The organism is Streptomyces sp. NPDC048419, assembly GCF_043200415.1.
GTDB lineage: Bacteria > Actinomycetota > Actinomycetes > Streptomycetales > Streptomycetaceae > Streptomyces.
This window is the reverse complement of record NZ_JBICXT010000008.1, coordinates 12,046-29,886: the sequence shown is the minus strand read 5'-3', so window position 1 is coordinate 29,886 and position 17,841 is coordinate 12,046. Positions and strand designations below refer to the sequence as shown.

The 17,841-nt window shown below is 69.8% G+C and carries 15 protein-coding genes and 3 pseudogenes; 14 read left to right on the top strand and 4 right to left on the bottom strand.

From position 1 onward, the window contains the following. Positions 1-3: 3 nt before the first annotated feature. The 5 genes and pseudogenes from ACGFYN_RS18500 (at position 4) to ACGFYN_RS18480 (ending at position 6,334) form a co-directional block, all read left to right on the top strand. Complete coding sequence (locus ACGFYN_RS18500; protein ID WP_393866875.1) at positions 4-1,032, top strand: LacI family DNA-binding transcriptional regulator; 1,029 nt, start codon at positions 4-6, stop codon at positions 1,030-1,032. A 634-nt stretch (positions 1,033-1,666) separates the two neighbouring features. Beyond that, entirely contained in the window at positions 1,667-3,262 is a 1,596-nt protein-coding gene (locus tag ACGFYN_RS18495) for an FAD-dependent oxidoreductase (protein WP_393866874.1), read from the top strand. 17 nt (positions 3,263-3,279) lie between these two features. Continuing rightward, positions 3,280-4,544, top strand: a pseudogene (locus tag ACGFYN_RS18490) (extracellular solute-binding protein). A 7-nt stretch (positions 4,545-4,551) separates the two neighbouring features. Further along, positions 4,552-5,505 (top strand): carbohydrate ABC transporter permease, encoded by a 954-nt coding sequence (locus tag ACGFYN_RS18485; RefSeq protein WP_393866873.1) that lies wholly within the window; start codon positions 4,552-4,554, stop codon positions 5,503-5,505. Further along, positions 5,495-6,334 (top strand): carbohydrate ABC transporter permease, encoded by an 840-nt coding sequence (locus ACGFYN_RS18480; protein ID WP_393866872.1) that lies wholly within the window; start codon positions 5,495-5,497, stop codon positions 6,332-6,334. Before ACGFYN_RS18485 ends, ACGFYN_RS18480 begins: the two co-directional genes overlap by 11 nt. 25 nt (positions 6,335-6,359) lie before the next feature. Here ACGFYN_RS18480 and ACGFYN_RS18475 read toward each other — a convergent pair whose 3' ends face one another. Further along, on the bottom strand, positions 6,360-7,232 hold the full coding sequence (locus ACGFYN_RS18475) for a helix-turn-helix domain-containing protein (protein WP_393866871.1): 873 nt from the start codon (positions 7,230-7,232) through the stop codon (positions 6,360-6,362). A gap of 193 nt (positions 7,233-7,425) precedes the next feature. Between ACGFYN_RS18475 and ACGFYN_RS18470 the strand changes: the two genes are divergently transcribed. Next, positions 7,426-8,352 carry an alpha/beta hydrolase gene (locus ACGFYN_RS18470; RefSeq protein ID WP_393866870.1) on the top strand — a complete coding sequence of 309 codons (927 nt, stop codon included), beginning with the start codon at positions 7,426-7,428 and terminating at the stop codon, positions 8,350-8,352. 49 nt (positions 8,353-8,401) lie between these two features. On the opposite strand, the gene ACGFYN_RS18465 is transcribed toward ACGFYN_RS18470, so the two are convergent. Next, positions 8,402-9,184, bottom strand: a complete 783-nt coding sequence (locus tag ACGFYN_RS18465) for an SDR family NAD(P)-dependent oxidoreductase (protein WP_393866869.1) — start codon at positions 9,182-9,184, stop codon at positions 8,402-8,404. Between the two features lie 89 nt (positions 9,185-9,273). On the opposite strand from ACGFYN_RS18465, the pseudogene ACGFYN_RS18460 reads away from it, so the two are divergent. The 4 genes and pseudogenes from ACGFYN_RS18460 to ACGFYN_RS18445 form a co-directional block, all read left to right on the top strand. Beyond that, positions 9,274-9,819 (top strand): annotated as a pseudogene (locus ACGFYN_RS18460) (fumarylacetoacetate hydrolase family protein); the annotation flags it as partial. 59 nt (positions 9,820-9,878) lie between these two features. After that, a pseudogene (locus ACGFYN_RS18455) lies at positions 9,879-10,249 on the top strand (fumarylacetoacetate hydrolase family protein). Then, positions 10,246-10,674, top strand: coding sequence for a hypothetical protein (locus ACGFYN_RS18450; protein ID WP_393867122.1), 429 nt, complete (start codon positions 10,246-10,248; stop codon positions 10,672-10,674). The pseudogene ACGFYN_RS18455 and the gene ACGFYN_RS18450 overlap by 4 nt, the downstream one beginning before the upstream one ends. A 109-nt stretch (positions 10,675-10,783) precedes the next feature. Beyond that, the gene (locus tag ACGFYN_RS18445) at positions 10,784-11,776 is read left to right on the top strand and encodes a threonine/serine dehydratase (RefSeq protein ID WP_393866868.1); all 993 of its coding nucleotides are present in this window, start codon (positions 10,784-10,786) and stop codon (positions 11,774-11,776) included. Between the two features lie 72 nt (positions 11,777-11,848). Here the strand turns inward: ACGFYN_RS18445 and ACGFYN_RS18440 are convergent, their stop codons facing one another. Together ACGFYN_RS18440 and ACGFYN_RS18435 are read right to left on the bottom strand one after the other, a co-directional pair. Then, a complete protein-coding gene (locus ACGFYN_RS18440) occupies positions 11,849-12,229 on the bottom strand; it encodes an NUDIX hydrolase (RefSeq protein ID WP_393866867.1) in 381 nt (126 codons plus the stop codon). 133 nt (positions 12,230-12,362) lie between these two features. Beyond that, a complete protein-coding gene (locus ACGFYN_RS18435) occupies positions 12,363-12,998 on the bottom strand; it encodes a PadR family transcriptional regulator (protein ID WP_393866866.1) in 636 nt (211 codons plus the stop codon). A 71-nt stretch (positions 12,999-13,069) separates the two neighbouring features. On the opposite strand from ACGFYN_RS18435, the gene ACGFYN_RS18430 reads away from it, so the two are divergent. From ACGFYN_RS18430 to ACGFYN_RS18415, 4 genes are read left to right on the top strand one after another with little or no spacing between them, the layout of a single operon-like run. Then, positions 13,070-13,774: an ABC transporter ATP-binding protein gene (locus ACGFYN_RS18430; protein ID WP_393866865.1), complete on the top strand. Its 705-nt coding sequence runs from the start codon at positions 13,070-13,072 to the stop codon at positions 13,772-13,774. Positions 13,775-13,779: 5 nt separating this feature from the next. Continuing rightward, positions 13,780-16,599 (top strand): FtsX-like permease family protein, encoded by a 2,820-nt coding sequence (locus tag ACGFYN_RS18425; RefSeq protein ID WP_393867121.1) that lies wholly within the window; start codon positions 13,780-13,782, stop codon positions 16,597-16,599. A gap of 49 nt (positions 16,600-16,648) precedes the next feature. Then, positions 16,649-17,143, top strand: coding sequence for an RNA polymerase sigma factor (locus tag ACGFYN_RS18420; protein ID WP_393866864.1), 495 nt, complete (start codon positions 16,649-16,651; stop codon positions 17,141-17,143). Continuing rightward, on the top strand, positions 17,140-17,826 hold the full coding sequence (locus ACGFYN_RS18415) for a hypothetical protein (RefSeq protein ID WP_393866863.1): 687 nt from the start codon (positions 17,140-17,142) through the stop codon (positions 17,824-17,826). The genes ACGFYN_RS18420 and ACGFYN_RS18415 overlap by 4 nt, the downstream gene beginning before the upstream one ends. Positions 17,827-17,841: the final 15 nt, after the last annotated feature.

The window sequence follows — 17,841 nt, the reverse complement described above, 5'->3', positions numbered from 1 at the left end:
CTCATGGGTCAGGCACCCGGAAGGCTCACCCAGCGTGACATCGCCCGGCTCGCGGGCGTCAGTCAGACCACGGTCTCGCTGGTGCTCAACAACCGCGGTGACGCCGGTGCCCGGATCGCTCCCGAGACCCGGGACCGGGTGCTGCAGGTGATCCGGGAGACCGGGTACGCGGCGGATCCGCTGGCCCGCCGGATGCTCCAGCAGCTCAACCAGATCCTGGGCGTCTTCACCTACGAGCCGGTCTTCCCCAGCACCAGCGCCGACTTCTACCACCCGTTCCTGCGGGGCATCGAGGAGAGCGCGGAGCGCAGCGGCTGCGATCTGCTGCTGTTCACCTCCGCACCGGTGCGCGACGGGCAGCGGCGGATCTTCCACGAGAACAACCGGCTGCGGGTCGCGGACGGCTGTGTCCTGCTCGGACGCGAGATCCCGTCGGTCGAGCTCAGCAAACTGGTGGCGGAAGGCTATCCGTTCGTCTGCGTGGGCCGCAGGGACGACGCAGACGGCCGGCCGGTGCCGTACGTGGGCGCCGACTACGTGAACGCGACCGCCCAACTCGTCGAGCGGGCACGCGACTTCGGCCATCGGCGTTTCGCCTTCGTGGGACCCGGCACGGGCGCGGAGTCCTCGGCGGACCGGCTCACGGGCTTCCACCGGGCGGCCGGGACCGAGGCGCCGTTCCTCTCGGTCGACACACCGGACCCGGCCGAACGGCTGGCCCGGCTGCTGGAGGCGGGCGTCACCGCGGTGTTCGTCGAGGTGGAGGCCGAGGCGGTGGCCCTGGCGGCGGCCGCGGCGGCACAAGGCCTGTCGGTGCCGCGCGACTTGTCGATGGTCACCCTGGGCGATCCGACCATCCCGGTCGACTCGTCCCTGGACTTCACCGGATTCCACATCCCCCGGCCGCAGATGGGGCAGCAGGCGGTGGAGCTGCTGATCGACGTCCTGCACGGGCTGACGTCCGTCACCCAGCGACTGCTCGGCTGCGAGCTGACGCACGGGGAGACCCTCGGCCCGCCGCCGGCCTCCTGAGGCCCTCGGGGGCCGGAGAGCGGCTTGCGGCGGTCGGGAGGACGCGGGCGGTCGGGAGTGCGCGGGCGGGTAGAGGGTCGCCGCGGGTTGACGGTCGCCGGGGTTCGAGGGTCGCCGCGGTCCGAGGGGCCCGCCCCGGGGCGGGGGAGCCGCAACAACCGAGCCCGCTCTGAGCAACGCCCCTTCGCCCAAGTCCCCTTCGACCGTCCCTCCTCGGCCAACCTCCTTCGACCGGCCCTCCTCGGCCGACCCCCTTCGACCGGCCCTCCTCGGCCGACCCCCTTCGACCGGCCCTCCTCGGCCAACCTCCTTCGACCGGCCCTCCTCGGCCGACCCCCTTCGACCGGCCCTCCTCGGCCGACCCCCTTCGACCGTCCCTCCTCGGCCGACCCCCTTCGACCGTCCCTCCTCGGCCAACCCCCTTCGACCGGCCCTCCTCGGCCAACCCCCTTCGACCGGCCCTCCTCGACCAACCCCCTTCGACCGGCCCTCCTCGACCAACCCCCTTCGACCAACCCCCTTCGACCGGCCCCCTCGACCAACCCCCTTCGACCGGCCCCCTCGACCAAGTCCCCTTCGACCGGCCCCCTCGACCAACCCCCTTTGAACAACCCCCCGTTGAGCAAGGAGACCCATGCACGCGGACGTCCTCGTGGTCGGTGGTGGCATCGGCGGTGTCGCGGCAGCGCTCGGTGCGCTGCGCGCCGGCCGGAGCGTGATCCTCACGGAGGAGTACGACTGGCTGGGTGGTCAGCTCACCAGCCAGGCGGTGCCACCGGACGAGCACACCTGGATCGAGCAGTTCGGCGCCACCGCCTCCTACCGGGCGCTGCGCGACGGGATCCGCGACTACTACCGGCGTCACTACCCCCTCACATCCAGGGCCCGCGCCCGACGTGAGCTCAACCCCGGCGCGGGCTGGGTGAGCCGCCTGTGCCACGAACCGCGCGTGGGTGTCGCCGTGATCGACGCGATGCTCGCCCCCTACCGAGGCAGCGGCCGGCTCACCGTCCTGCAGCCCTACCGACCCGTCGCCGCGGCCACCGACGGCGACCGGGTGACCGCAGTGACCCTCGCCCACCGGGACAGCGGCGAGCAGCTCACCGCCACCGCCGCCTACGTACTCGACGCCACCGAGACCGGCGAACTGCTCCCGCTCACCGGCACGGAATACGTCACCGGATTCGAGGCGCAGAGCGACACCGGCGAGCCCTCCGCCCCGGAGTCCGCCCAGCCGCTGAACATGCAGGCCGTCTCCTACTGTTTCGCCCTCGACCACATCGACGGCGACCACACCATCGACCGCCCCGCCTCCTACGACTTCTGGCGCTCCTACCGCCCCTCGTTCTGGGGCGCCCCGCTGCTGTCCTGGTCAGCCCCGCACCCGCGCACCCTGGAAGTCGTCGAACGCGGCTTCACCCCCAACCCCGGCGACGACCCCGCCGACGTCGTCGCCGACCAGAGGGTCGGCGGCGGCGACATGAACCTCTGGACCTTCCGCCGCATCGCCGCCCGCGACAACTTCGTCCCCGGCGCGTACGCCAGCGACATCACCCTCGTCAACTGGCCGATGATCGACTACTGGGAAGGCCCGGTCATCGACGTCCCGGAGGCCGAGGCACATCTGGCCGGCGCCAAGGAACTGTCGTACTCCCTCCTGTACTGGATGCAGACCGAGGCCCCGCGCGCCGACGGCGGCACCGGCTTCCCCGGGCTGCGGCTGCGCGGCGACATCACCGGGGGAGCGGACGGCCTGGCCCAGGCGCCCTACATCCGCGAATCCCGCCGTATCCGCGCCGAGTACACCGTCGTCGAGCAGGATCTCTCCCTCGACATACGCGGGGGCAAGGGCGCGGTGAACTACCCCGACTCGGCCGGCATCGGCATGTACCGCCTCGACCTGCACCCCTCCACCGGCGGCGACACCTACATCGACGTCCCCTCCAGCCCGTTCGAGGTACCCCTCGGCGCGCTGATACCGACGCGGATGGAGAACCTGCTGCCCGCCGGCAAGAACCTCGGCACCACCCACATCACCAACGGCTGCTACCGCCTGCACCCCGTCGAGTGGAACATCGGCGAGGTCGCCGGACTGCTCGCGGCCCACTGCGTCGAACACAAGCTCACCCCCCGCGCCGTACGCAACACCCCCGACCGGCTCGAGACCTTCCAGCACCTGCTCCGCGCCCACGGCGTCGAGCTGCGCTGGCCCGACATCAGTGGCTACTGACCAGGAGAGACACCGGCATGAAGTCCCAACGACAGCAGCGCACAACGAAGTTGACCGCCCTGGCCGCCACCGGACTCCTCGCCCTCACCGCCTGCGGTGGCGGCGACAGCGGTGACTCCGACGGCGGGCCCGTGAGTCTCCGTATGACGGTCTGGTCCGGAGCCCCGGAGCATCTCAAGCTCCTCAACGGCATCGCCGGCGCGTACCGCAAGACCCACCCCGAGGTGAAGTCGATCAAGTTCGACGTCCTCCCGGTCGAGAACTACACCGAGACCCTCACCACCCAGATGGCCGGCGGCAAGGCCCCCGACCTGGCGTGGATATTCGAGAACTCCGCCCTGGACTTCGTCTCCTCGGGCGCCCTGAAGGAGGTCAAGGACGACCCCGACGTACTGCCCGCCGCCAAGAAGATCTGGCAGCAGGACGGCAAGCTCTACGCCTACCCCTTCTCCACCTCGCCCTTCGGCGTCTTCGTCAACCTGGACATGCTGAAGAAGGCCGGTCAGCCGAGCCCCACCGAACTGATCAAGCAGGGCAGGTGGAACTGGGACGAGGTCGACAAGATGGGCGCCGCCGTCCACACCAGGACCGGCAAGACCGGCATGGTCATCCGCGACTTCGACTACAAGGCATGGGACAACCTCGCGACCTACTGGGACGGTTGGGGCGCCCAGGCCTGGTCCGCCGACGGCAAGACCTGCGGCTTCGACAAGCCCGAGATGGTCGCGGCGATGACCAGCCTGCACAAGGCGATCTTCGACGACGAGGCGATGCTCGCGCCCGGCACCACCGCCGACTTCTTCGCCGGTGAATCCGCCATGACCGTCACGCAGATGAGCCGCGCCTCCCTCCTCACCGACAGGTTCAAGTGGGACTTCGTGCCGCTGCCCCAAGGGCCCAAGGGCAAGTACGCCGTGATCGGCCAGGCCGGGATCGCGGTGCTCGCCAAGAGCAAGCACGCCGACGCCGCAGCCGACTTCCAGGCGTTCATGACCAACAAGGAGAACTCCGCGAAGCTCGGCGCCTACTTCCCGCAGGCCCGCACCTCTCAGCTGAACGCCGCCACGCTCGCCAAGAGCAACGCCAAGCTCAGCGAGAAGCAACTGGCCGACGTCGTCATCGACGGCATCAAGAACGGCAAGGTCAAGCCCGTCCACATCGGCCAGGCCGAGATCTACGCCGCCGTACGCTCCGGCCTCGACGCGCTGTGGAAGCCGAACGCGGACGTACAGAAGGTGCTGACGGGGTCTGCAACTCCATCAAGCCGCAGCTGGAGCAGTGACGGCGCCATGAAGACACTCGAACGTCCCCGCACCAAGGCCCCCGGCCCGCCTGGCGACAACACCCGTACCGGAAAGCCCTTCTGGACCTCCCGGCGCCGGGACCAGCTGGCCGGCTACCTGTTCATCGCCCCGCAGTTGATCGGCACCGTCGTCTTCGTCCTGATCCCTCTGGGCCTGGTCGTCTGGTACAGCTTCCACGAGTGGAACGTGCTGGCCGGCACCTTCCACTCGGTGGGCACCGACAACTACCGCAAGCTGCTCGACGACCCGAAGCTGCCGGGCGTGCTGCGGGCCACCGCCTACTTCTCCGTCGGCCTGGTGGTCCTCAACCTCTCCCTCGCGCTGGCGCTGGCCGTGCTGCTCAACCAGAGGCTGCGCGGCAGCGTCGTCTTCCGCACCCTGTTCTTCTCACCGGTCGTCGTCTCGCTCGTCGCCTGGACCATCGTGTGGGGCTTCCTCCTCCAGAAGAACGGCGGCATCAACGCCGGCCTGGACGTGATCGGGGTCAGCGGGCCCAACTGGCTGCGCAGCGAGGGTACTTCGATGCTTTCGGCGATCGTCGTGCAGTGCTTCAAGAACGTCGGCCTGAACATGGTGCTGTTCCTGGCCGCCCTCCAGGGAGTGCCGCGCGAGCTGTACGAGGCGGCGACCGTGGACGGCGCCGGACGGTGGCGGCAGTTCTGGCGCATCACGGTGCCGCTGATCAGTCCCACCATCCTGCTGGCCTCGATCATCACGGTCGTCGGCTCGCTTCAGGTCTTCGCGCAGATCGCGGTCCTCACCCAGGGCGGTCCGTCCGGATCCACCACCGTGCTCGTCTACTACCTCTACCAACAGGCCTTCAACTTCCACCACTTCGGCTACGGGGCGACGCTCTCGGTCCTGTTGTTCCTGATCGTGCTCGTGCTGACCGTCATCCAGTGGCAGATGCGCAAGAAGTGGGTGTTCCATGAGTCATAAGCTGTCCACCCGCGCCAAGCTGCTGCTCTACGGCGTCCTGATCGTGCTGTGCGTGCCGTTCGTCTTCCCCACCTGGTGGATGGCGACGTCCTCGCTGAAGCCGGCCGGTGACATCTTCGCCTTCCCGCCGAAGCTGTTCCCCGGCAACCCCCAACTCGACGCGTACCACAAGGTGTTCGAGATCCAGCCGTTCGGCCGGCAGTACTTCAACAGCATGTACATCGCCATCGTGGTGACCCTGGGCACGCTCGCGGTCTCGTCGCTGGCCGGGTACGCCTTCGCCCGTATCCGCTTCCCCGGGCAGAACGTCCTGTTCCTCGTGGTGCTGACCGGGCTGCTGATCCCCAGCGAGGTCACCATCGTCCCGCTGTTCCAGATGTTCCACGACTGGGGGATGATCGACACCCACTGGCCACTGATCCTGGTCCCCGTCCTCGGCGCACCGAGCGTCCTGGCGACCTTCATCATGCGGCAGTTCTTCATCGCCCTGCCCCACGAGCTGGAGGAGGCCGCGCGCATGGACGGCCTGGGCCGCTTCGCCATCTATTGGCGGATCGCCCTGCCCCTGGCCCGCCCCGCGCTGTCCGCGGTCGCCATCTTCACCTTCCTGCACAGCTGGAACCTCTACCTGGAACCGATCGTCTACCTCTCCACCCCGGACATGTTCACCCTCCCACAGTCCCTCACCCAGTACGTCGACGCCTACGGCGGCCCCATGTGGAACGTCCAACTGGCCGCGGCGTCCCTGACGGCGCTACCGGTGGTCGCGGTCTTCGTCTTCGCCCAGAGGCAGTTCGTGGAGGGGCTGGCGCATACGGGGTTGAAGTGAGAGCAGGCGCCGTACGGGTGGTGGATCACGTCCCCTCCGGCATGCTCGGCTTCGCCTGCTCGGCCGTCCAGGAAGTGAGGATGCTCAGAGCGTCGTGCGACGGGCTGCCGGGCTCCGCGGTCAGGACCATCAGGCGCTGGCCCGAGCCGTCAGGGCTGGCCCAGGTGTCGCAGTCGAGTGTGAGGTCGCCGACCAGTCGATGCCGGTAGTGCTTGGTGCCGTAGCTCGCGGTGTTGACGCGGTGTTCGGCCCACCAGGTGCGGAAGTCGGCGTCCTGGACGGACAGTTCACCGACGAGGCGGGCGAGCTCGGGGTCGTCGGGATCGGCGGCTGCCTCCATGCGCAGCGCGGCGACGGCATCGCGGGCGTCGTGCTCCCACTGCTGGTGCATACCTCGCATCACCGGGTCCGTGAACAGCAGGCTCACGTAGTTGCGCCGGTCCGCCGGCAGCTGCGAGAAGTCGATGTACAGGGCCGCGGCCGCGGAGTTCCACTCCAGGACGTCCATGCGCTTGCCCAGAACGAGCGCCGGGGTCTGCGTCAGCTGGTCGAGCAGGCGCTTCATGGCGGGGCGTACGCGCTGCGCGGACCGCCGTCGACGTGGCCGGGCGTCGGTCTTGCCGGCGAGCTCGTACAGGTACCGCTGCTGGTCCTCATCCAGGCGCAGCGCACGCGCGAGGGTGGCGAGCACCGACGCGGATGCCCGTACGCGGCCCTGCTCCAGCCGTGTGTAGTAGTCGACGCTGATCGCCGCGAGCTGAGCGACCTCCTCACGGCGCAGACCCGCCACCTTGCGGCGCGTACCCGGGTCGGGCAGGCCGACCTCGGCCGGGTCCAGCTGGGCCCGGCGCGCCTTGAGGAAGGCGGCCAGCTCGTTGCGATCAGGTGCGGGAGTCATGCGGTCCATTGTCGCTTCGGATGTCTCCTCGAACCCGGCGTGGTGAGGGGGCAGATTCCTTCCCAGGCAAAAACGTGCTGCTTCTGCCCGCCTGGGACCTGGGCGAACGTGGAGAACAGCCCGGCACCGTGCCGGGCCCGAGGCCCACCGCATCGGTGCGGCCCGACCGATGGAGCACATGCGGGAGCAGCACATGAGCAGGACCGACGTCACCTTCGACAGCGCAGGCATCTCCCTCGCCGGCCACCTCTACCTCCCCGACGGGCCGTCCGACGGCCCCCACCCGGCCGTCGTCGTCGGCCACCCCGGTACGAGCGTCAAGGAGCAGACCGCCGGACTGTACGCGCAGCGCCTGGCGGAACGCGGCTTCGTGGCGCTGGCCTTCGACGCGGCCTACCAGGGCGAGAGCGGCGGCCTGCCGCGCGGCCTGGAGGATCCCGCCCAGCGCGTCGAAGACCTCAAGGCCGCGGTCTCCCTGCTGACCACTCGCAGCGAGGTCGACGCCGAGCGCATCGGAGCACTCGGCATCTGCGCGTCCGGCGGCTACGTACTCCCCGCCACCGCGAGCGACCACCGCATCAAGGCCGTCGGTACGGTCAGTGCCGTGGACATCGCGCGCCAGTTCCGCCTCGGCGCCGACGGCACGCAGGACCCGGCCGTGTTCCAGACCTTGCTGGACGCCGCGGCCCAGGCACGCACGGCAGAGGCCCGCGGGGAGGAGCCGCCGGTGCTCACTCTCTTCCCCGACACCGCCGAGCAGACCCGCGCGCTCGGCGGCGAGCACGCCGTCGAAGGGTTCGACTACTACCGCACACCGCGCGCCCAACACCCCCGCGCGGCAAGCTCGTTCACCTGGAGCAGCGTCGACAGAATGGCGACCTTCGACGCCTTCGCCGCCGTACCGCTGATCGGGCCTCGGCCCCTGCTCATGCTCGTGGGCACCCGTGCCGTCACCTCCTGGATGAGCGTCGAGGCGTTCCAGCGGGCCACCGGGCCCAAGCAGCTCCGCTGGATCGAAGGCGCGAGCCATGTCGACCTCTACGACAAGAAGCAGTACGTGGACCCCGCCGTCGAGTCGCTCGCGGACTTCTTCAGCGAACACCTGGGGCAGGCGGCCTAGTTCGGATTGCTCGCCACACCGTCCCGGGTCGGGCGTGCCAGGTGCAGCCTCAAGCACCGATCATGTTGTAGCCGCCGTCCGCGATCAGGAACCCGCCCGTGATGTGGTGGGCGTCCTCGGTGGCCAGGAACAGGGCGGCGCCGGCCAGTTCCTCCGGGCCCGGGATGCGGCCCATGGGCGTCATCTCGCGCAACTGGTCGCCGCGCCCGCTCTGCCAGTCCTCACGGCCCAGCGTGGCCGGCGTCTCGATGAACCCGGGTGCGAAGACGTTCACGCGCACCGCCGGGGCGAAGGCGTGGGCGTAGGACTTGGTGAGGCCGATGATCCCGTACTTGGCGGCGGCGTACTGCGGCGCTCGCGCACTGCCCCGGGCCACCACGGTGGAGCCGATGTTGACGATGGAGCCGCCGCCCTCCTGCTCCAGCATCCGCGCGCCGAACTCGTGCGTGCACAGCAGCGTGCCCTTCACGTCGACCGCCAGCACATGGTCGATGGACTCCTCCGTGATATCCCGCCAGGACATCTGCTCCCGGGCCACGTCGCCGACGTTGTTGATCGCGACGTCGAGCCGGCCGAAGTGGCTCCACGTCTCGTCGGCCATGCGCTTGATCTGCTCGTGCTCGGCGATGTCGGCCTGGATCACGAAGGCCTTGCGGCCGAGGGCGGTGACGCGCTCGGCGGTCGCGTCGGCGCCCGCGCGGGAGCTGCGGTAGTGCACGGCGACGTCGGCACCCTCCTGCGCGGCGCGCACCGCGATTTCGGCGCCGAATCCGGTGCCCGCGCCGGTCACGAGCACGGTCTTGCCGGCGAATCGCCGGGACGTGATGGTCATGTGAACTCCGTTCGGCAGGGCGGTCGTTGGGCGGTGCGAGACTCCATACAAGGGTGCGGCCGCCGCCCGCGCAGGGCACCTGCCCGGACATGGACGCGGCTTCGTGGCATCGCGGGCCGGTTTGTCCAAGTGGGCGGTGTCCCGGTCCCGTACGACCCTGCAGGCTGACTGTCGACAGGCGAGGTGGCCACGGAGCTACGGAGGACTCGATGAGACTGGTGACGTTCGACGCGGGCCCGGACGCCGGACTCGTGGGCCGTCTGGACGGCGACGCAGTGGCCGGACTCGACGTCCCGACCACCCGGCACTTCTTCGAGCGTGCGGGCCAGGTCTCCGAGACGGGGCGGACGTACCCCCTGGCCGGCGTGCGGCTGCGCGCGCCGATCGTGCCGAAGAAGTTCTTCCACACGGCCGGCAACTTCCGGGAGCACCACGAGGATCTGGAGCGCGTCGACTGGTCCCACCCGGTCAACAAGGGCATCGTGTTCTTCCAGAACGTCGACGCGATCGTCGGCCCCGAGGACGACATCGTGTACCCGGCGAACCTGACCCGGGAGATGGACTACGAGCTGGAACTCGCGGTGGTCATCGGCAGGCCCGGCAAGTTCTTCACCGGCGATGAGTCCGCCGAGCACATCGCCGGATATACCTGGTCTTCAACGACATCACCGCGCGCGACATCCAGCGCAAGGAGATGGAGTCCGGCGTCTTCTCCTTCTCCAAGGCCATCGGCGCCTTCTGCCCGATCGGCCCGTGCATCGTCACCGCCGACGAGGTCGGCGACCCGCACGACCTGGACATGCGACCGGCACGATCGCGGGCGTCGCCGCCGGTACCGCGGACCCGTTCGCCAACTACCTCAAGCCCGGCGACGTGGTCGAGGCCGAGATCGAGAAGCTGGGCGTGCTGCGCAATCGGGTCGTGTCCTGGCAGGACGCCTACGGCACTCCCGAGCCGCCGGCCGGACAGTGGACGGTCTTTTTACGGTTCCGACCCTTGGTCGTGGCCCGTGTTTCTCGCCGAACGTGTTTGGCGTGGACGCGAGCGGCAACGCGAAGTTCATGAGTCAATCGAACAACGGCACGAACCAAGATTCTGCATCCAAGCGGAGCGCGTCTTCCAAGGCCCGGCGGGCCACGGCGAAGGCGACGGCTCCCGCATCACAGGCGGCGAACAAGGCAGCTGAGAAGTCCGATGACGTGGCGTCAGCGGCCGTGGACTCGGCCGGGCGTGCGGCGGAGACGACCACCGCGGTCGTGCACGGCGCGGCCGAGCGTGTGCAAGCCGGCCGCGAGGCCGTCGTCGCCGCCTCGGGTCAGGCCGCGGCCATGGCCAAGACGGCATGGACGTTGCTCGCCAATCGAAAGCTCCTCGTCGCCGGCGTGGGCGCCGGTGTGTCGGCGCTGGGTGCGACGTCGTACCTGGCGGGTCGCCGGGCGGGGCGCCGTACACTCGGCCCGATCACGCGTATGACCGGCGGACGGTTCTGAGGCCGGAGGCGGGCCCCGCCATCCGCCCATGGCGGGGCCGCTGAGGCGGACCGGCACCGAACTGCCCGCAGGGCGTGGAGCAGTGCGGGTGAAGCTACGCTGCTCTGTCATGCAGGAGACGCGCCTCGACAGTGCTCGGATCCGGGCGGCTCGCCAGGTGATCGACCCGATGTTCCTGGACACTCCGCTGTACCGGTGCGATGCCCTGGAGGCCGACCTCGGGTGCGCGGTGAGCATCAAGCTCGAAACGGCGAACCCGGTCCGCAGCTTCAAGGCCCGCGGCACCGAGGTGGTCGCGAGCCTGCTCGCCGACAACGGCTCGCGAGCCGTCGTATGTGCCAGCGCGGGCAACCTCGGCCAGGCTCTCGCCTGGTCCGGTCGCGGCCGGGGGATCGACGTCACCGTCGTGGCATCCCGCCATGCGACGGCGGCAAAACTCGATCGCATCCGTGCGCTGGGCGCCACGCTGGAACTGGTCGACGGCGACCACGAGCCGGCCCGCGAGCGGGCGGCGGCCATCGCGCGGCACGACGGCATCCGATTGGTCGAGGACAGCCTGGACATCGAGACCTGTGAGGGTGCGGCGACGATCGGCCTGGAACTGGCGGACGCCCTGCCGTCGTTCGACACCGTCCTGATCGCCCTCGGCGGCGGGGCGCTGGCCACCGGTGTGGGGCATGTCCTGAAGGCCCTGGCGCCCGAGGTCGAAGTGATCTGCGTCCAGCCGCTGGGCGCGCCGGCGATGACGTATTCGTGGCGCGAACGACGTGTCGTGGTGACCGAGTTCGCCAACACCATCGCTGACGGCGTCGCCGGGCGGCGCCCCATCCCGGCCGTCCTGGACGATCTCCTCCTGGTCGCCGACGATACGATTCTGGTGCAGGAGTCGTCGATCGTCGCGGGCATGAGGATGCTCCTCCATCGCGCCGGCCTCGTGGTCGAACCGTCGGCCGCGCTCGGTATCGCGGCGCTCCTCGAAGACCGTGAGCGCTTCTCCGGCCGGCACGTCGTCACCATCGTGTGCGGCAGCAACGTCGACGTGGACGCCTATCACCGCTGGGTCGGAGCTGAAGGCGGCGGCGCTCCTCGCAGCAGTCCGTGACCATTGCAAGAGTGCGTCGATCACGAGCCGCAGGTCTGCGAAGGGCGGCTGCCGAGCCGGAGTTGCAAACCGCTACACGGGCGTGTGGCCCTCCAGGTAGACGCGCACGGATTCCGGGACCCCGGCGTCGACGGCTTCTGCGATAGGCGCCCAGTGGAGCTCGTCCGGGCCGAGCCGCGCGTCGTCCGAGGGGGTCTCGCTCAGGAGTTGGCACACCACGGCCGGGCGTGCGTGTGCCGCGGCTGTCCCATCCGGTGTCAGAAGCGTCGTGCCGTCGACGAGGTAGCCGGTGAGCTCGTACATCACGCGGGCCGCAGTGGCCGACGCCGATTCGGCGCGTTCTGGATCGCCCGAGGGGAGCTCCCAGTCGTCCCCTGCCTTCACCAGCAGGACGCGGCCGGCGTACTCGACGACGGCATCCACCGGACCTTCGGCAGCCTGTTCCATGGTCATGGCCCAGTCGTCCCTTCCCAGTTCGTCCGCCTCGACCTGCCCCGTCGTTCCGAGCCCCCGTTTCCTACCCGGCACACATCGGTTCACGCGGTGTCCAACGGGGGGTGACGACCGTGGTCGTGGCGAACACTGCCTACGCGGAGTCCGACCAGGGTCCTGTCTTCCGGCCGGGTTCACCGCCGGCTCCGCCCATGGCGCTTCGGCGTCGCTCCGCTGCCGACGCGCGCGGCTTCTGTACACCCCGTTCCGCGGCCATCGTGCTCAAGTGCCGCTCGGCGCTGTCCAGTAGCGCGAGGTCGGCCTTGGTGTGCGCGACGGCGGCGTCGATCAGGAGGGCCACCAGTGGTTCGGCGGCGTGCGCCCTGCGCTGCTGGGCGAGGCCCGCGAGCTCCGAAAGATACGTCTGCCGCTGGGTGTCGATGAGAGCGGCCAGCGCTTGCGTGCCCAGGGCGGCGGCTCCGAGGAGTTTCAGGAAGACCTCGTCGCGGAAGCCGCCGGTGCGGATCCAGGCCGTGGTCGCCCAGGCGTGCATCTCGGCCTCGCCGGCAGGAGTCAGCGTGTACAGGTTCTTGTCGGGCCGGTCGGTCTGCGCGACTTGTGAACGCGTGACGTATCCGTCCCGGACGAGGCGTTCGAGGATCTGGTAGAGGTGGCCGATGTTGAGGCCACCCCACTGTGGCCCGATGGTCTCCTCGAACTGGGCCTTGAGCTCGTAGCCGTGGCTCGGTCGCTGCTTCAGGAGCGCGAGCACGGCATGTTGAAGTGGCATGGACCTCCCTCCTGCATTGTGACAATGTACCGTTTGCATTGCGGCAATGCAGGGGAGTGGGGGCTGCTTCGATGGCTGTGAGCGTGGCGTTGCGAGGGGTGAGCCGGCGCTACCCCGGGCTGATCGCCCTGGACGAAGTCGACCTGGAGGTCGCGGCCGGGGAGGCGGTGATGCTGACCGGGCCGTCCGGGGCCGGCAAGTCCACGGTGCTGCACGTGACCGGTGGGATGGACAAGCCGGACGAAGGCAGCGTCGAGATCGAGGGCAAGAAGCTGCTGCCTCGGGACCTGGACGCCCACCGGCGGCGCATCGGGTTCGTCTTCCAGCGCTTTCATCTCCTGCCCGCGCTCACCGTGTTGGACAACGTGCTGGCGCCCGTGCTCCCTCGTAAGGTCGACTTCGACCGCCGCGAGCGCGGCATGGAACTGCTGGAGGCGGTAGGCCTGGGCGGGCGGGCCGACGCTCTGCCCTCGGAGTTGTCGGGCGGTCAGCAGCAACGCGTCGCCGTGGCAAGGGCGTTGATCAACCGGCCGGGACTGCTGCTGGCCGACGAGCCGACCGGCAACCTGGACAGCGTCATCGGCCGGGACATCATGGACCTGCTGATGTCGCTGCGTGAGCGCTACGGGATGACGATGCTCGTCGCCACCCACGACCCGGAAGTCGCCGCGAACGGCGACCGCGTGGTGCGCCTGCAGGACGGCAGGATCACCTCGGACAGGCGGATCACCGCGTCCGGTGACGTACTCGACCGGCTGGGGGGCCTGCGCCCGTGATTGCGATGATCATCGGGCAGCTCCGGCGTCGACGCGGACGCGCGATGGCGCTGGCCGCCGGGATCCTGGTGGCGGCGACCAGTTTCACCCTGCTGACCTCGACCGTGCACACGAGCCAGGCGACCACGGTGGGCACCGTACGGAAGAACGCCCGCTCCGCCTACGACGTCCTGGTGCGGCCGCCCAACTCGCAGACGGACGTGGAACGGCAGAGCGGTCTGGTCGCGCCGAACTTCCTGTCCGGCACGTTCGGCGGCATCACCATGGAGCAGTACCGGCGCATCCAGCGCATGAGCGGCGTCGAGGTGGCGGCGCCCGTCGCCAACATCGGCTATCTGATGGTCTACAACACGGTCTCCGTCGACGTGTCCCGGTTCCTCGACAGCGGGGCGTCCCGGCAGATCCTGCGGATCGTCCCGAAGCTCACCGCGGGCCTGGGCACCTATCGTGCCGCCGATCAGTACGTCTACCTCACCCGCAGCCCCCTCACCTCGGGGAAGGCGCACGGCGTGTTCGAGTCCGACACCCTGGAGAAGGGCGCGATCGACAAGAGCACGCGGCAGTACGTGATGAACGGGAAGTACAACGTGTGCTTCTACTACAACGGGGACAAGACCGAGAGGACCAGGTGGAACCTCGAACTGCCGATGATGGAGAGCATCATCGGCGAGGACCTCAGCGACAAGTCCGCGTTCGACCCCGACCTGCACTCGCGGCTGAACTGCCAGACGGGACAGGGCAAGGCCACCGTCGACATCCCGGTCGCCTACCCGGTCCTGCTGTCCGCCGTCGACCCGAGGGCCGAGGACCGGTTGGTGGGCCTGGGCCGCACCGTCACCTCGGGCCGCATGCTCACCGAACAGGACAAGCCGCGCACGGTGCCGCCCTCGAAGAATCCCGACGGCCAGAAGGAGACATTCGTACCGGTGGTGCTCAGCAGCCGCCCACTGACCGCCGGGAAGATCAGCGCCACCGTTGAACAACTCGACACCGGGGACCCGGCCAAGCTGCCCGCACGGCTGGGCAATCCGGCCGCCAGCAGTTTCGTGAAGCACCTGCACGGCACACCCGTGGGCCATGTCGGCGTCGACCTGAGCCAGGGTTACCGGAAGGCGGTGCCCACGTACGGGGTCGACGCCACCAACTACTGGACGGTCGGCCCGGTGACCTACCGTCGGACCTCCGGCGGCGACCTCGCCGTACAGCCGCAACCGCCGCAGAAATCCGGCCTGTGGGTGACCAACCTGAACCGGCAACCGGTGGCGGACGTCCCCGAGGAGAACACGGGCCCGCAGTACCGGAAGGTGATCAGTCACCCCTCCACCTTCTGCAGCGGCCTGGGCGTGTGCGAGAACCAGGACTACGGCCGCCTGCCGAACCCGATCATCCACGTCGTCGGACGCTACGACACGGGCAGACTGCCCGGCTTCTCGCCGCTGTCCGAGGCCCCGTTGGAGACCTATCAGCCACCTCAGGTCACCGGCGCGGACAAGACCACCCGTACGACACTGAATAGCAGGCCGCTCCAACCCGACCGCAACCTGGGCGGTTACCTCACCCCACCTCCCACCATGCTCACGACGATGGACTCCGTCACCGCGCTCATCAAGAGCCGCCGGACCCCGGGCCTCCAGGACGCGGCTCCGGTCAGCGCGATCAGGCTCCGGGTGGCCGGCGTCACCGGCGTCGACGCCGCCTCCCGCGCGCGGGTGAACGCGGTGGCCGGCAAGATCCGTGCGGCCTTTCCCAAGCTTCAGGTCGACGTGACCGTAGGCAGCTCGCCAAGACCCCAGAAGGTCGCGCTCAGCGCCACGGCGAAGGTGACGGAGCGCTGGGTGGACAAAGGCGTGGCGCTGCGGATCCTGAAGGCGGTCGACACCAAGAGCGCCATCCTCTTCACACTGGTCCTCGTGGTCTGTGCGCTGTTCCTCGGCCAGGCGGCGCTGGCCTCGGTGCGCTCCCGCCGCACGGAGATCGGCACGCTGCGCTGCGTGGGCTGGAGCGGTACGGAAGTGCTCCGACTGGTCCTCGGTGAACTGGCCGCGATCGGACTCGCGGCAGGAGCCGTGGGGGCGCTGCTCGCGTACGGCCTCGGCAGGCTGCTGGGCCAGCCGGACGCCGGCGCCAGATCGCTCCTGGTGCTGCCGGTGGCACTCCTGCTGGCCGTGGCCGCAGGCCTGATCCCGGCCTGGCTCGCCACCCGGCTGGGACCCATGCAGGCTGTCCGGCCCCCGGTGACGGCGGCCCGCCGGGCCCGTCCGGTGCGCTCGGTGGCCGGGCTGGCCGTGCTCAACCTCCTGCGGGTACGCGGCCGCACCGTGCTCGGCGCGGCGGGCCTTGCCCTCGGAGTGGCCGCCTTCACGGTGCTCCTCGCCCTGACGCTGGCCTTCCAGGGCGAGGTGGCCGGGTCGTTGCTCGGCAACGCCGTCGTGGCACAAGCACGGACCGCCGACTACCTCAGCGTCGCCCTGTCCCTGGCGCTGGGCGCCGCGGGAGCCGTCGACGTACTCGTGCTCTCGCAGCGCGAACGCGCAGCCGACCTCGCGGTACTGCGCGCGACCGGCTGGACCAACCGCGAACTCGCGCTGCTGACCCTCTACGAGGGGATCGGCCTGGCCCTGCTGGGCGGACTGGCGGGTGCCGTGGCCGGCCTGGTGGCGGTCGTGGTGCTCGGGCAGGGCGTCCTGCACGGACATCTCGTCGCCATCACCGGCGCCGCGCTGCTGGCCACCCTGGCCGCCACCGCACTGGTCAGCGCCGCGCTGACGGTGCCCATCCGGAGACTCTCGCAGATCGCCCCCGCGCACCTGCTGGCCGCAGACTGAACTTCGGAACTCAGGTAAGCGGATCACGGCGCCGAGGCGTAGAGAGGGTGTGAAGCAGCTGGAGTTCAAGGACTTCTACCGAGCCAGCCGGGACGCATGCCTGCGGGCGGTCCTGGCGAGCGTGGGTGATCGGCAGCTGGCCGAGGATCTGGTCGCCGAGGCGTTCACCCGGGCCTGGACGGCATGGCCGAAGGTCAGCCGCCATCCCGCGCCGCGTGCGTGGATCGTGCGTACGGCGCTCAACACCAGGGTCTCGTGGTGGCGTCGGCGGCGCCGGGAAGTGACGCTGGGCGGCGTTCCCGACGTCGCGGCCAGCACGGTCGGTGACCTCGGCCTGGACCCCGCGCTGCTGGCCGTGCTGCGTCAACTGCCGCAGCGGCAGCGGGAAGTGATCGCGTACCGGGTCTTCCTCGATCTGGACACCTTGGCCACCGCGAAGGTGCTCGGGATCGCGCCGGGAACCGTCACCGCCCATCTGTCGCGGGCCGTCGCCACACTGCGCGGCCACCTGGTCACCGTAGACAAGCCGGAGGTTGGGCAATGAGCCACCACGACACGGACGTACTGGACGCACTGAGGGATTCGCTGGACGGCATCACCATGGACACCCCCGTGGAGCAGATCGAGGCCGCGGGCCGGGCGCGCCGGCGTCGGCGCCGCATCGTGGGCATGACGGCGGGAGTCGCGGCCGCCGCGGGTCTTGCGCTCGGCGTGCCCACGTACGGCAACCCGTCAACCGCCCCGCCCACGGCGGGCGGCAGCACCGGTGCGGGTGACAGCACCGGTGCCGGCGCCGTGCACATCCGCACGGCGGCGTACACCGTGGACACCAAGAAGGACGGCACGGTCCATGCGACCTTCGACAAGCAGCGGTACTTCTCGGACCACGCGGGCCTGGAGGCCGCGCTGCGCAGGGCAGGCTTCCCCGTGCTCATCAAGGAAGGCCAGTTCTGCAAGGGTCCCCACGACAACGGAACGCTCGACCCCAGCGGCGTGGGACCCGGCGTCAACGACGTCATGAAGGGCGTACGGGGAGACGACGGCAAGGTCACCTTCGTCTTCACCCCCTCCGCGATGCCCGCCGGGACGCAGCTGTTCATCGGCTTCCTGAACGAGGCCCAACTGGCCTCCGTCCACGGCAATCCGGGCTCCGTCGAACGCCTCGTACCCACGGGAGTCCCGCTCACGTGCACCACACAAGCGCCGCCCGCGGACCCGCGCTCGTAGCGGAACACCGCGCCC